The organism is Pseudomonas sp. NPDC079367 (assembly GCF_044542195.1).
Classification (GTDB): domain Bacteria; phylum Pseudomonadota; class Gammaproteobacteria; order Pseudomonadales; family Pseudomonadaceae; genus Aquipseudomonas.
On record NZ_JBITTW010000026.1, the window covers coordinates 64,070 to 77,280 of the forward strand.

At 61.5% G+C, this 13,211-nt stretch carries 11 protein-coding genes and 1 pseudogene; 11 read left to right on the forward strand and 1 reads right to left on the reverse strand.

The window, feature by feature from the left end; translation table 11 throughout:
- Positions 1–73: 73 nt before the first annotated feature.
- From ACIGDJ_RS19160 to ACIGDJ_RS19190, 7 genes and pseudogenes are all read left to right on the forward strand, one after another.
- A pseudogene (locus ACIGDJ_RS19160) lies at positions 74–445 on the forward strand (FAD-dependent oxidoreductase); the annotation flags it as partial.
- A gap of 14 nt (positions 446–459) precedes the next feature.
- Complete coding sequence (locus tag ACIGDJ_RS19165; RefSeq protein ID WP_041476749.1) at positions 460–789, forward strand: sarcosine oxidase subunit delta; 330 nt, start codon at positions 460–462, stop codon at positions 787–789.
- Entirely contained in the window at positions 786–3,803 is a 3,018-nt protein-coding gene (locus ACIGDJ_RS19170; protein WP_397478610.1) for a sarcosine oxidase subunit alpha, read from the forward strand. Before ACIGDJ_RS19165 ends, ACIGDJ_RS19170 begins: the two co-directional genes overlap by 4 nt.
- Before the next feature lie 149 nt (positions 3,804–3,952).
- Positions 3,953–4,585, forward strand: coding sequence for a sarcosine oxidase subunit gamma (locus tag ACIGDJ_RS19175; protein ID WP_016772832.1), 633 nt, complete (start codon positions 3,953–3,955; stop codon positions 4,583–4,585).
- Positions 4,586–4,708: 123 nt separating this feature from the next.
- The gene (purU, locus tag ACIGDJ_RS19180; RefSeq protein ID WP_101161020.1) at positions 4,709–5,566 is read left to right on the forward strand and encodes a formyltetrahydrofolate deformylase; all 858 of its coding nucleotides are present in this window, start codon (positions 4,709–4,711) and stop codon (positions 5,564–5,566) included.
- 154 nt (positions 5,567–5,720) lie between these two features.
- The gene (fdhA, locus tag ACIGDJ_RS19185; protein ID WP_397478609.1) at positions 5,721–6,920 is read left to right on the forward strand and encodes a formaldehyde dehydrogenase, glutathione-independent; all 1,200 of its coding nucleotides are present in this window, start codon (positions 5,721–5,723) and stop codon (positions 6,918–6,920) included.
- A 187-nt stretch (positions 6,921–7,107) separates the two neighbouring features.
- Positions 7,108–7,665 (forward strand): DUF2780 domain-containing protein, encoded by a 558-nt coding sequence (locus ACIGDJ_RS19190; protein ID WP_101161015.1) that lies wholly within the window; start codon positions 7,108–7,110, stop codon positions 7,663–7,665.
- Position 7,666: 1 nt separating this feature from the next.
- Here the strand turns inward: ACIGDJ_RS19190 and ACIGDJ_RS19195 are convergent, their stop codons facing one another.
- The gene (locus ACIGDJ_RS19195; protein ID WP_101161012.1) at positions 7,667–8,554 is read right to left on the reverse strand and encodes an acyltransferase; all 888 of its coding nucleotides are present in this window, start codon (positions 8,552–8,554) and stop codon (positions 7,667–7,669) included.
- A gap of 258 nt (positions 8,555–8,812) precedes the next feature.
- On the opposite strand from ACIGDJ_RS19195, the gene ACIGDJ_RS19200 reads away from it, so the two are divergent.
- The 4 genes from ACIGDJ_RS19200 to creD all read left to right on the forward strand — a co-directional run bounded on the left by ACIGDJ_RS19200 (position 8,813) and on the right by creD (position 13,026).
- Positions 8,813–9,319, forward strand: coding sequence for an ATP-dependent zinc protease (locus tag ACIGDJ_RS19200; protein WP_101161008.1), 507 nt, complete (start codon positions 8,813–8,815; stop codon positions 9,317–9,319).
- A gap of 69 nt (positions 9,320–9,388) precedes the next feature.
- Positions 9,389–10,069, forward strand: a complete 681-nt coding sequence (gene creB, locus ACIGDJ_RS19205) for a two-component system response regulator CreB (RefSeq protein ID WP_397478608.1) — start codon at positions 9,389–9,391, stop codon at positions 10,067–10,069.
- Entirely contained in the window at positions 10,069–11,487 is a 1,419-nt protein-coding gene (gene creC / locus ACIGDJ_RS19210; protein WP_397478607.1) for a two-component system sensor histidine kinase CreC, read from the forward strand. The genes creB and creC overlap by 1 nt, the downstream gene beginning before the upstream one ends.
- Positions 11,488–11,658: 171 nt before the next feature.
- Entirely contained in the window at positions 11,659–13,026 is a 1,368-nt protein-coding gene (creD, locus tag ACIGDJ_RS19215; protein WP_101160998.1) for a cell envelope integrity protein CreD, read from the forward strand.
- The last annotated feature ends 185 nt before the right edge of the window (positions 13,027–13,211 follow it).

A 13,211-nucleotide genomic window follows, 5' to 3' on the forward strand; every position in this document is an offset into this window, starting at 1 on the left:
AATTATACACAAAAAGATAAAATCAAACGACTATCACGTAAACAACAGCCAGAAAGACAAATGATAAAAGGAGATCGGAGCCTGTATCGACGGCTACAACGGCTACGGCCAGCGTGGCTCGTACCCGGTGATCGAACACACGGTCCAGGCCATCGTCGAGATGTTCCCGGTGTTGTCCCGCGTGCGCATGAACCGTCAGTGGGGCGGCATCGTCGACACCACCCCGGACGCCTGCCCGATCATCTCCAAGACCCCGGTGCCGAACATGTTCTTCAACTGCGGTTGGGGCACCGGTGGCTTCAAGGCCACCCCGGGCTCGGGCAACGTCTTCGCTGCAAGCCTGGCCAAGGGTGAAATGCACCCACTGGCCGCACCGTTTTCCATCGACCGTTTCCACAACGGTGCACTGATCGACGAACACGGCGCTGCTGCCGTCGCCCACTAACAGGAGAAATCCCTATGTTGCACATCTTCTGTCCTCACTGCGGCGAACTGCGCTCCGAAGAGGAATTCCATGCATCCGGCCAGGCGCATATCCCGCGTCCACTGGATCCGAACGCCTGCACCGACGAGGAGTGGGGCGACTACATGTTCTTCCGTGACAACCCACGCGGGTTGCACCACGAGCTGTGGGACCACGTCGCCGGTTGCCGCCAGTACTTCAACGTCACTCGCGATACCGTGACCTACGAGATTCTCGAGAGCTACAAGATCGGCGAGAAGCCGCAATTCACCGACAAGGCTGGCGCTGCAAAAACAGCCACGACGGCGCTGGGAGAGAAGGTATGAGCCAGACCAATCGCCTGTCCAACGGTGGACGGATCGACCGCAACAAAGTGCTGAGCTTCACCTTCAACGGCCAGACCTACAAAGGCTATGAAGGCGACTCGCTGGCCGCCGCACTGATCGCCAACGGCGTCGATATCATCGGCCGCAGCTTCAAGTATTCGCGTCCTCGCGGCATCTTCGCCGCCGGTTCCGAAGAGCCGAACGCCGTGCTGCAGATCGGCGCCACCGAAGCCACGCAGATTCCCAACGTGCGCGCCACGCAACAGGCGTTGTACCAAGGTCTGGTCGCGACCAGCACCAACGGCTGGCCGAGCGTCAACAACGACATGATGGGGATTCTCGGCAAGGTCGGCGGCAAGCTGATGCCGCCGGGTTTCTACTACAAAACCTTCATGTACCCGCAATCGTTCTGGATGACCTACGAGAAGTACATCCGCAAGGCTGCCGGCCTCGGCCGTTCGCCGACCGAGAACGATCCAGACACCTACGACTACATGAACCAGCACTGCGACGTGCTGATCGTCGGTGCCGGCCCGGCCGGTCTCGCCGCTGCCCTGGCCGCTGCGCGCAGCGGTGCCCGGGTGATTCTGGCCGATGAGCAGGAAGAGTTCGGCGGCAGCCTGCTCGACTCGCGCGAAAGCCTCGACGGCAAACCGGCGATGGAGTGGGTCGCCAGCGTCCTCGCCGAGCTGAAGAACACCCCGGACGTGCTGCTCTTGCCGCGCGCCACGGTCAATGGTTACCACGACCATAACTTCCTGACCATTCACGAGCGCCTCACCGATCACCTCGGTGACCGTGCGCCGATCGGCCAGGTGCGTCAGCGCATCCACCGCGTGCGCGCCAAGCGTGTGGTGCTGGCGACCGGTGCGCATGAGCGTCCTCTTGTTTATGGCAACAACGATGTGCCGGGCAACATGCTCGCTGGTGCGGTGTCGACTTACGTGCGTCGCTATGGCGTAGCGCCGGGCAAAAAACTGGTGCTGTCGACCAACAACGATCACGCCTATCGCGTCGCTCTGGATTGGCTCGATGCCAGTCTGCAAGTGGTCGCCATCGCCGATGCGCGCAGCAACCCGCGTGGTGCGCTGGTGGAAGAAGCGCGTGCCAAAGGCATTCGCATTCTCACCGGCAGCGCCGTCATCGAGGTGCGCGGCAGCAAGCGCGTGACCGCCGCCCGCGTCGCCGCGATTGACGTAAAGGCCCACGCCGTGACCAGTCCGGGTGAATGGCTCGATTGCGATCTGGTGGCCAGCTCCGGCGGTTACAGCCCGGTGGTTCACCTGGCGTCGCACCTCGGTGGCAAACCGGTCTGGCGTGAAGACATTCTCGGTTTCGTACCGGGCGAAGCACCGCAGAAACGCGTGTGCGTCGGTGGCGTCAATGGCGTTTACGCGCTTGGCGATTCGCTGGCCGACGGTTTTGAAGGTGGCGTGCGCGCTGCTGCCGAAGCCGGTTTCCAGACGGTTGAAGGCGTGTTGCCGAAAGCGCTCAGCCGTCTTGAAGAGCCGACCCTGGCGCTGTTTCAGGTGCCGCACGAGAAGAATTCGGCGCGTGCCCCGAAGCAATTTGTAGACTTCCAGAACGACGTCACTGCCGGCGGCATCGAACTGGCGACCCGCGAAGGGTTCGAGTCGGTCGAGCACGTCAAACGCTACACCGCGCTGGGCTTCGGCACCGATCAGGGCAAGCTCGGCAACGTCAACGGTCTGGCGATTGCCGCACGTTCCTTGAACGTGACGATCCCGCAGATGGGCACCACCATGTTCCGTCCGAACTACACGCCGGTGACCTTCGGCGCCGTGGCCGGTCGGCATTGCGGGCACATCTTCGAACCGGTGCGCTACACCGCACTGCATGCCTGGCACGTGAAGAACGGCGCCGAGTTTGAAGACGTCGGTCAGTGGAAGCGTCCATGGTACTTCCCGAAAAACGGTGAAGACCTGCACGCGGCGGTCAAGCGCGAATGCAAAGCCGTGCGCGACAGCGTCGGCCTGCTCGATGCCTCGACCCTCGGCAAGATCGACATTCAAGGCCCGGATGCCCGCGAATTCCTCAACCGCGTGTACACCAACGCCTGGACCAAGCTCGACGTGGGCAAGGCGCGTTACGGTTTGATGTGCAAGGAAGACGGCATGGTCTTCGACGACGGTGTCACGGCGTGTCTGGCCGACAACCATTTCGTCATGACCACCACCACCGGCGGCGCTGCCCGCGTACTGCAGTGGCTGGAGCTGTACCACCAGACTGAATGGCCGGACTTGAAGGTGTACTTCACCTCGGTCACCGACCACTGGGCGACCATGACCCTCTCCGGGCCGAACAGCCGCAAGCTGCTCAGCACCGTGACCGACATCGATCTGAGCAACGAAGCGTTCCCGTTCATGACCTGGAAAGAAGGCATGGTCGGCGATGTGCCGGCGCGGGTGTTCCGTATCTCGTTCACCGGTGAGTTGTCGTACGAAGTCAACGTCCAGGCCGATTATGCGATGGGCGTGCTGGAGAAAATCGTCGAGGCCGGCAAGCAGTACAACCTGACGCCGTACGGCACCGAAACCATGCACGTGCTGCGGGCCGAGAAGGGTTTCATCATCGTCGGCCAGGACACCGATGGCTCGATGACCCCGGACGACCTGAACATGGGCTGGTGTGTGGGGCGCACCAAACCGTTCTCATGGATCGGCCAGCGTGGGATGAACCGTGAAGATTGCGTGCGTGATCAGCGTAAGCAACTGGTGGGGCTGAAACCGATCGATCCGACCAAATGGCTGCCGGAAGGTGCGCAACTGGTGTTCAACACCAAGCAGGCGATCCCGATGACCATGGTCGGCCACGTGACCTCCAGCTACGCACACAACTCCCTCGGTTATTCGTTTGCCATGGGTGTGGTCAAGGGCGGTCTCAAGCGCCTGGGCGAGCGGGTGTTCGCTCCGCTGGCCGATGGCAGCGTGATCGAGGCGGAAATCGTTTCTTCGGTGTTCTTCGATCCGAAGGGTGAGCGGCAGAACATCTGACAGCCCCCGGGAGCGGTGGGCGGGCGGCTATTCGCGAGCAAGCCCGCTCCCACAGGGGAATGCGGTCAAATGTGGGAGCGGGCTTGCTCGCGAAGGCGGCGGTACCGCCACCACAAGGGCCGGAACCAACAGAATTCAGAAGGTGCTTTATGACCACAGCCAATGTTTACCAACAACGCCCGACTACCGGTGCCCGTGCCGAGTCGTCGCTGCACCATGCCGACCTCGCCAGCCTGGTCGGCAAGGGCCGCAAAAACGCCGGCGTGATCGTGCGTGAGAAAAAACTCCTCGGCCACCTGACCATTCGTGGCGATGGCCACGACGCGGCGTTCGCGGCCGGTGTGCACAAAGCGCTTGGCATTGAATTGCCCGGCGCTCTGAGCGTGATCGTCAAAGGCGAAACCAGCCTGCAATGGATGGGCCCGGACGAGTGGCTGCTGATCGTGCCAAGCGGCGAAGAATTCGCCGCCGAGCAGAAACTGCGCGAAGCGCTGGGTGATCTGCACATTGCTATCGTGAACGTCAGCGGCGGCCAGCAGATCCTCGAACTGAGCGGACCGAACGTGCGTCAGGTGCTGATGAAATCCACCAGCTATGACGTGCACCCGAACAACTTCCCGGTCGGTAAAGCGGTGGGCACGGTGTTCGCCAAGTCGCAGCTGATGATTCGACACACGGCCGAAGACACCTGGGAGTTGCTGATCCGTCGCAGCTTCTCGGATTACTGGTGGTTGTGGTTGCAGGATGCTTCGGCCGAGTACGGCCTTAGCGTTCAGGCCTGATGATGATCGTTCCCACGCTCCGCGTGGGAATGCATCCCGGGACGCTCCGCGTCCCAAGAGCGGACGCAGAGCGTCCATGGCGGCGTTCCCACGCAGAGCGTGGGAACGATCAGAGGAAAAAATATGAGCCGCGCCCCAGACACATGGATTCTGACCGCCGACTGCCCCAGCGTCCTCGGCACGGTGGACGCGGTCACGCGTTTTCTGTTCGAGCAGGGCTGCTACGTCACCGAGCATCACTCGTTCGATGACCGCCTCTCGGGGCGCTTCTTCATTCGCGTCGAATTCCGCCAGCCGGACGGCTTCGACGAGCAGTCCTTCCGCGAAGGCTTGGCCGAGCGCGGGCAAGCGTTCGGCATGCTGTTTGAGCTGACCGCACCGAACTACCGGCCGAAAGTGGTGATCATGGTCTCCAAGGCTGATCACTGCCTCAACGACTTGCTCTACCGCCAGCGCATCGGCCAGTTGTCGATGGACGTGGCGGCGGTGGTGTCCAACCATCCGGATCTCAAGCCGCTGGCCGACTGGCACCAGATTCCCTACTACCATTTCCCTCTCGACCCCAACGACAAACCGGCGCAGGAGCGTCAGGTCTGGCAGGTGATCGAAGAAGCCGGTGCCGAACTGGTGATCCTCGCTCGCTACATGCAGGTGCTGTCGCCGGAGCTGTGCCGCAAGCTCGATGGCAAGGCGATCAACATTCATCACTCGCTGCTGCCGGGCTTCAAGGGCGCCAAACCGTATCACCAGGCTTACAACAAAGGCGTGAAACTGGTCGGCGCGACGGCGCATTACATCAATAACGATCTGGATGAAGGGCCGATCATTGCTCAGGGCGTCGAGGCGGTGGATCACAGTCATTACCCCGAGGATCTGATCGCCAAGGGGCGCGATATCGAAGGCCTGACGCTGGCGCGGGCGGTTGGGTATCACATCGAAAGACGGGTGTTCCTGAACGCCAACAGAACCGTCGTTCTCTAGATCGCCAAAAGATCGCAGCCTTCGGCAGCTCCTACAGGGGGATGCGATCCATGTAGGAGCTGCCGAAGGCTGCGATCTTTTGATTTACCGAGCACTCAACGCGCTGCCCAACCGGGGCAACGCAGTTCCATAAAAACAACAGCGAGGTGAAAGCATGTCTGGCAATCGTGGTGTGGTGTATCTCGGCGCTGGCAAGGTCGAAGTACAGAAAATCGACTATCCGAAAATGCAGGATCCGCGCGGTCGCAAGATCGAACACGGGGTCATCCTCAAAGTGGTCTCCACCAACATTTGCGGCTCCGACCAGCACATGGTGCGCGGCCGGACCACGGCGCAGACCGGTCTGGTGCTGGGCCACGAGATCACCGGTGAGGTGATCGAAAAGGGCTCTGACGTCGAAAACCTGAAAATCGGCGATCTGGTTTCCGTGCCGTTCAACGTGGCTTGCGGGCGCTGCCGTTCCTGCAAGGAGCAACACACCGGCGTCTGTCTGACCGTCAACCCGGCCCGTGCCGGTGGCGCTTACGGTTACGTCGACATGGGCGATTGGACCGGCGGCCAGGCCGAATACGTGCTGGTGCCGTACGCCGACTTCAACCTGCTGAAACTTCCGGACCGCGACAAGGCCATGGAGAAAATCCGCGACCTGACCTGCCTCTCCGACATCCTCCCGACCGGTTACCACGGCGCCGTCACTGCTGGCGTTGGCCCGGGCAGCTCCGTGTACATCGCCGGCGCCGGTCCGGTCGGTCTGGCTGCTGCCGCTTCGGCACGTCTGCTCGGCGCGGCGGTAGTGATCGTCGGCGACGTCAACACCATCCGCCTGGCTCACGCCAAAGCCCAGGGTTTTGAAATCGTCGACCTGTCCAAGGACACTCCGCTGCACGAACAGATCGCTGCACTGCTGGGCGAGTCGGAAGTCGACTGCGCGGTGGACTGCGTCGGTTTCGAAGCACGCGGCCACGGCCACGACGGCGTCAAGGCCGAAGCCCCGGCCACGGTGCTCAACTCGCTGATGGGCGTGGTACGCGTGGCCGGCAAGATCGGTATCCCCGGCCTTTACGTCACCGAAGATCCGGGCGCCGTCGACGCCGCCGCGAAAATGGGCAGCCTGAGCATCCGCTTCGGTCTGGGCTGGGCCAAATCCCACAGCTTCCACACTGGGCAAACGCCAGTGATGAAGTACAACCGCCAGTTGATGCAGGCGATCATGTGGGATCGCATCAACATCGCCGAAGTGGTCGGCGTGCAGGTCATCAGCCTCGATCAGGCGCCGGAAGGCTACGGCGAGTTCGATGCCGGTGTGCCGAAGAAGTTTGTGATCGACCCGCACAAGTTGTTCAGCGCGGCGTAAGGTCTTACCGCAACAGAAGACGGCGACCCGAGGGTCGCCGTTTTTTATTGTCGTGCTTTTCACATTTTCTCGACGGATCGTAGCTGAAAATGGATCTGCAACCCGGAACATGCCACCCGATCCCCGGTCAAACCGCCAGTTTCGTCGCCGTTACCCGGTGGCAGCTTTTCCCCAAGAGGATGTCTGAATGAAGATTTCACGCGGTTTTGCCCTGGCATCGCTCCTGACCCTGGCAGCGGGGCCGGTATTTGCCGGTTTCAGCCTGAATGACGTGGCCGGTGCGGTGTCGGGCATGCAGGGTGGCGACAAGGCCGCGGCGGCTGCGCCGACCTCGGAGACCGCCGGTCTGCTCAGTGCCCTGAGTGCGCTGGACGTGACACCAGAGCAAGCGGTGGGCGGCACCAGTGCGATGCTGGGTCTGGCGAAGAATCAATTGAGCAGCACCGACTACTCGCAACTGGCCAAGGAAGTGCCGGGCATCGACAAGTTGTCCGGTGGCAGCGGCAATCTGGCGGCGCTCGGGGCGTTGCTCGGTTCGTCCGGCAAGTCTGCTGGCCTTGAGAATGCGTTGGGCAATGTCAAAGACAGCAACGACCTCAACAACGCGTTCAGCGCGCTGGGCATGGACACTGGCATGATCGGCCAGTTTGCCCCGGTGCTGTTGCAGTACTTGGGTCAGCAGGGCGTCGGCGGTTCGCTGTTGAGCAGCCTGGGCAACATCTGGGGCACCGGCACCGGCAGCTGAGTCAGCGGCGCTCGTTGCGCAACGCGACGATGCGCTGATCCTTCTCGGTCCAGAGCTGGTTGACCCAGTTCTGGACGCGCAGACGAAACGCCGGATCCTTCTCGTAATCGCCCTGCCACAGCGAGGGGTCGAGTTCGCGGGTGCGGATGTCGATGATCACGCGTGGCACGTTGCCGCTGATCAGGTCCCAGAAGCCCGGAATTTTCTCCTGCGGATACACCACCGTCACATCGAGCATCGCGTCGAGCTGTTCGCCCATTGCCGCCAGCACAAACGCCACGCCACCGGCCTTGGGTTTGAGCAGGTGGTTGAACGGCGATGCCTGCTGCGTGCTTTTCGCCAGGGTGTAGCGGGTGCCCTCCAGATAATTGACCACTGTCACGGGCTGGCGCTTGAACAGCTCGCACGCCGCTTTGGTGATCTCCAGATCCTTGCCCGCCAGTTCCGGGTTCTTCGCCAGAAAGGCTTTGGTGTAGCGCTTCATGAACGGGTAATCCAGCGCCCACCACGCCAGGCCCAGGAACGGCACCCAGATCAGCTCTTTTTTCAGAAAGAATTTGAAGAACGGCGTGCGCCGGTTGAGGGTCTGGATCAGCGCCGGAATGTCGACCCACGACTGATGGTTGCTGACCACCAGATAGGACGTGTCGCGGCGCAGATCGTCGCCGCCGCGTATGTCCCACTGCGTCGGGATACACAGCTGAAAGATCAGCTTGTCGATTTCGGCCCAGGTCTCGGCAATCCACATCACCGCCCCGGATGCACAGTCACGCCAGCGCCCGGGTGCGACCAGTTTGAGCAGGGCGAACACCATCAGTGGCCCGATCAGGATCAGGGTGTTGAGCAACAGCAGCAGGGTGACGAAACAGCCGGTGAGCAGGCGGCGCATAAGCAACTCTATTAAATGTCAGGGGCGGGCCATGATAAGCAGCTTCGCGCGGCAGGCCAAATCGGCGCTGACGAATGTTTCACTTCAGTCCCGTTAACCTGATCGTTCCCACGCTCTGCGTGGTAACGCCGCCCGGGACGCTCCGCGTCCCCTATGACGCAGAGCGTCACAGGATGCATTCCCACGCAGAGCGTGGGAACGATCAACCGCGCGGCGGTCTAAAATCCCGTTGCCCAACCTCCCAAGGAAGCCCCTTACGTGAAATCCCTCCTTGCTCTGTTTGCCCTTGTCGCGCTGCCGGTCATGGCCGCCGAGCCGACGCTGTACGGTCGCTACGAATACATCGCGCTGCCGGAAATCGGTGGCGAAGTGCTCAAGGCCAAGATGGACACCGGCGCGCTGACCGCCTCGCTGTCGGCCAAGGACATCGAAACCTTCACCCGCGATGGCGAAGACTGGGTGCGTTTCCGCCTCGCCACCAAAAATGCCAGCAACAAGGTCTTCGAACATAAGGTCGCGCGCATCAGCAAGATCAAGAGCCGCTCCGATGAAGATGACGAAGAGCGCGACACCAGCGAGGTCGCCAAGCGCCCGGTGGTGGATCTGGAATTGTGCCTGGGCAACGTCAAGCGCACCGTCGAGGTCAATCTGACCGACCGCAGCCACTTCAACTACCCGCTGCTGATCGGTGCCAAGGCTTTGCGCGAGTTCGGCGCGGCGGTCAATCCGGCGCGGCGCTACACCGCCGACAAGCCTGACTGCTAAGTGGTCTGATTGACGTAACCCCGGGCTTGGGGCACCGTTCGCGCACTAACTGCCACGGGCTCGGACGCCATGCCGCACATCCTGATTGTCGAAGACGAAGCGGCGATTGCCGACACACTGATTTTTGCCTTGCAGGGCGAGGGGTTCAGCACCACGTGGCTGAACCTCGGCGCAGCGGCGCTGGAGCATCAGCGGCAAACCCCGGCCGACCTGATCATTCTCGATATCGGTCTGCCGGACATCAGTGGCTTCGAAACCTGCAAGCAGCTGCGGCGCTTCACTGAAGTGCCAGTGCTGTTTCTCAGCGCCCGCGACGCCGAGATCGACCGCGTGGTGGGTCTTGAGATCGGTGCCGACGATTACGTGGTCAAGCCGTTCAGCCCGCGTGAAGTGGCCGCGCGGGTCAAAGCCATCCTCAAGCGCATGGCGCCGCGCCCAACCCCGGAAGCAGGCTCAACGCTATTTCGCATCGATGTCGAACGCGTGCAGATCAGCTATCGCGGCCAGCCGCTGAGCCTGACCCGCCATGAATTTCGTCTGTTGCAATGCCTGCTTGAGCAACCCGAGCGGGTATTCAGTCGCGAGCAACTGCTTGATGCCCTCGGCGTAGCCGCCGATGCCGGCTACGAGCGCAGCATCGACAGTCACATCAAAAGCGTGCGCGCCAAGTTGCGCCTGGTGCGCGCCGAAGCCGAGCCGATCCAGACCCATCGCGGCCTGGGTTACAGTTACAGCCCGGGGCACAGCTGATGTCGTTGGGTCTGCGGATCTTTCTGGTGTATGTGCTGTTTGTCGGCCTGACCGGTTATTTCGTCCTCAACACGGTGATGGAAGAAATTCGCCCTGGCGTGCGTCAGTCCACCGAAGAGACGCTGGTGGATACCGCCAACCTGATGGCAGAAATCCTGCGCGACGATTTCAAGGCCGGCACCCTCAGCGAGAATCGCTGGCCGCAATTGCTCCGCGCCTATGGCGAGCGCCAGCCGCAAGCGACGATCTGGGGTTTGCCGAAGAATCAGGTCAACCATCGCATCTACGTCACCGACGCCAAGGGCATTGTCGTGCTCGACTCCAGCGGCGTCGCGGTCGGCCAGGATTATTCGCGCTGGAACGATGTCTACCTGACCCTGCGCGGCGAGTATGGCGCGCGCTCCAGCCGCAGCGATCCTGACGATCCGAACTCCTCGGTGATGCACGTCGGCGCGCCGATTCGTGACAACGGCAAGATCATCGGCGCGGTCACCGTGGCCAAGCCCAATAGCTCGCTGCAACCCTATGTCGATCGCACCGAGCGGCGTTTACTGTTTTACGGCGCCGGGCTGATCGGCCTCGGTCTGTTGTTCGGCGCGTTGTTGTCGTGGTGGCTGAGTCGTGCGCTGCACCGCTTGACCGGCTATGCCCAAGCGGTCAGCGAAGGCCGACGCGTGGAAGTGCCGCATTATCGTGGCGGCGAACTGGAGCAACTGGCGACGGCGGTCGAGCAGATGCGCACGCAGCTCGAAGGCAAAGCCTACGTCGAGCGCTATGTGCACACCTTGACCCATGAATTGAAGAGTCCGCTGGCGGCGATTCGTGGTGCGGCGGAGTTACTGCAAAGTGAAATGCCGGCCGTGCAGCGTTTGCGCTTTGTCAGCAATATCGACAGCGAAAGCGCACGGATGCAGCAGTTGATCGAGCGCCTGCTCAATCTGGCGCAGGTCGAGCAACGCCAAGGCTTGGAAGAACGGGTGGCAGTGCCGCTGGCGCTGTTGGTCGCAGAACTGCTCAAGGCGCAGGCAGCACGGATCGAGGCCAAGCGACTGGGTGTCGAGCAAGCGATCGGTGAGGATCTGCTGTTGCTTGGTGAGCCGTTTCTGCTGCGTCAGGCGCTGGGCAATCTGCTGGAAAACGCGCTGGATTTCACCCCGGCGCAAGGGTTGTTGCGCTTGAGTGCCGAGCGGGTTGGCGAGCAGATCGAGTTCCGCCTGTTCAACCAGACCACGCCGATCCCCGATTACGCCTTGCCGCGCCTGACCGAGCGTTTCTACTCACTGCCGCGCCCGGACAGCGGACGCAAGAGCACCGGGTTGGGGCTCAATTTTGTCGAAGAAGTGGTGAAGTTGCATGGTGGCGGGATGCGCATTGGCAATGTCGGGGGCGGGGTTGAGGTGGTATTGCGCCTGCCTTGAGATAGCCAAAAGATCGCAGCCTTCGGCAGCTCCTACATTTGGAATACGGTACAACTGTAGGAGCTGCCGAAGGCTGCGATCTTTTGATCTTTCCACACAATCTCCATATTCCCCGCACATTCCCTCCACACCGCATCACCAGACTCCCCGCATCCAAACAGGGAGAGTCCCATGAACAAGAATCTGACCATCAAGCTCGGCGCCATCGCCTTGCTGATCCTGCTGTTGCTGATCCCGCTGCTGCTGATCGACGGCATCATCGATGAGCGTCAGCAATTGCGCGACGGCGTGCTCGAAGACATCGCGCGCAGCTCCAGTTACAGCCAGCAACTGACCGGGCCGGTCATGGTGGTGCCGTATCGCAAGGTCGTGCGCACCTGGAAAACCAACGAAAAAACCAACAAACGCTACGAGGACATCAGCGAAGCCCGCGGGCGCTTGTACTTTCTCCCCGAGCATTTCGAACTCGACGGCCAAGTCCAGACCGAGCTGCGCAAACGCGGCATTTACGAGGCGCGACTGTTTCACGCCGATAACCGCATCGACGGGCATTTTTCCCTGCCGGCGCAGTTGGGCATCAAGGAAAACTTTGCCGATTACCAGTTCGACGCACCGTTCCTCGCCGTGGGTATCAGCGATATTCGCGGCATCGAAAACGCGCTGAAACTCGAGCTCGGCGGCCAGCAACTGGACTTCGTACCCGGCAGCGAAGTGGCGTGGATTGGTGAGGGCGTACACGTGACGCTACCGGCACTCGACGCCAGCAAAGCCACGCAGCTGACCTTCGGCTTCGACCTGCGCCTGCAAGGCACCGGCTCGCTGCGCGTGGTGCCGGTGGGCAAGACCAGCAGCGTCAGCCTCGCCGCCAACTGGCCGCACCCCAGCTTCGTCGGCAACTTCCTGCCGGCCAAGCGCGAGATCAACAATCAGGGCTTCAGCGCCGATTGGCAGACCTCGTTTTTCTCAACCAACCTGCAAGAGGCAATGGAGCGCTGTGTCGCCGGCGATTGTGACGCACTCAACGGGCGCAGCTTTGGTGTGAGCTTCATCGACCCGGTGGATCAGTACCTCAAGAGCGACCGGGCGATCAAATACGCGCTGCTGTTCATCGTCCTCACGTTCGCCGGTTTCTTCCTCTTCGAAGTGCTCAAGAGCCTGGCGGTGCACCCGGTGCAATATGCCTTGGTCGGTGTCGCGCTGGCGTTCTTTTACCTGCTGTTGTTGTCGCTGTCGGAACACATCGGTTTTGCTCTGGCGTATCTGCTATCGGCGAGTGGCTGTGTGTTGTTGATCGGGTTTTATGTCAGCCACGTCCTGCGCAGCGCGCGGCATGGCCTGAGTTTTTCGGCCGGGCTGGCGGCGTTGTATGGCCTGCTTTATGGATTGCTGAGCGCTGAGGATTACGCGCTGCTGATGGGCTCGCTGATGCTGTTCGGTCTGCTCGGGGTGTTCATGGTGCTGACGCGCAAACTGGACTGGTACGGGATCGGGCAGAAATCGGCCAAGCCGTTGGAGTTTGATGTGGAGGTGATGCAATGAGCCGGGTGGGATTGCGTGAAGATCGGCGGGAGCTGGAGGTTTTGGTGACGCTGATTTTTGCAGCGCTGCCATCGGAACCGAGGTGGTGCATTCGCGAGCAAGCCCGCTTGTGTCTTGATCTAGGAATAAACTCTAGGGTGAGAGGGGTGGATGGCAAGCTGCGAGTCCGCGGTGCTAGAAGCACG

What these genes read in the sequence shown, in the direction of transcription:
- ACIGDJ_RS19170 (WP_397478610.1), top strand. Translation starts at nt 786, where the DNA reads ATGAGCCAGACCAATCGCCTGTCCAACGGTGGACGGATCGACCGCAAC.
- ACIGDJ_RS19165 (WP_041476749.1), top strand. Translation starts at nt 460, where the DNA reads ATGTTGCACATCTTCTGTCCTCACTGCGGCGAACTGCGCTCCGAAGAG.
- fdhA (WP_397478609.1), top strand. Translation starts at nt 5,721, where the DNA reads ATGTCTGGCAATCGTGGTGTGGTGTATCTCGGCGCTGGCAAGGTCGAA.
- ACIGDJ_RS19190 (WP_101161015.1), top strand. Translation starts at nt 7,108, where the DNA reads ATGAAGATTTCACGCGGTTTTGCCCTGGCATCGCTCCTGACCCTGGCA.
- creB (WP_397478608.1), top strand. Translation starts at nt 9,389, where the DNA reads ATGCCGCACATCCTGATTGTCGAAGACGAAGCGGCGATTGCCGACACA.
- ACIGDJ_RS19175 (WP_016772832.1), top strand. Translation starts at nt 3,953, where the DNA reads ATGACCACAGCCAATGTTTACCAACAACGCCCGACTACCGGTGCCCGT.
- purU (WP_101161020.1), top strand. Translation starts at nt 4,709, where the DNA reads ATGAGCCGCGCCCCAGACACATGGATTCTGACCGCCGACTGCCCCAGC.
- creD (WP_101160998.1), top strand. Translation starts at nt 11,659, where the DNA reads ATGAACAAGAATCTGACCATCAAGCTCGGCGCCATCGCCTTGCTGATC.
- ACIGDJ_RS19195 (WP_101161012.1), bottom strand. Translation starts at nt 8,554, where the DNA reads ATGCGCCGCCTGCTCACCGGCTGTTTCGTCACCCTGCTGCTGTTGCTC.
- creC (WP_397478607.1), top strand. Translation starts at nt 10,069, where the DNA reads ATGTCGTTGGGTCTGCGGATCTTTCTGGTGTATGTGCTGTTTGTCGGC.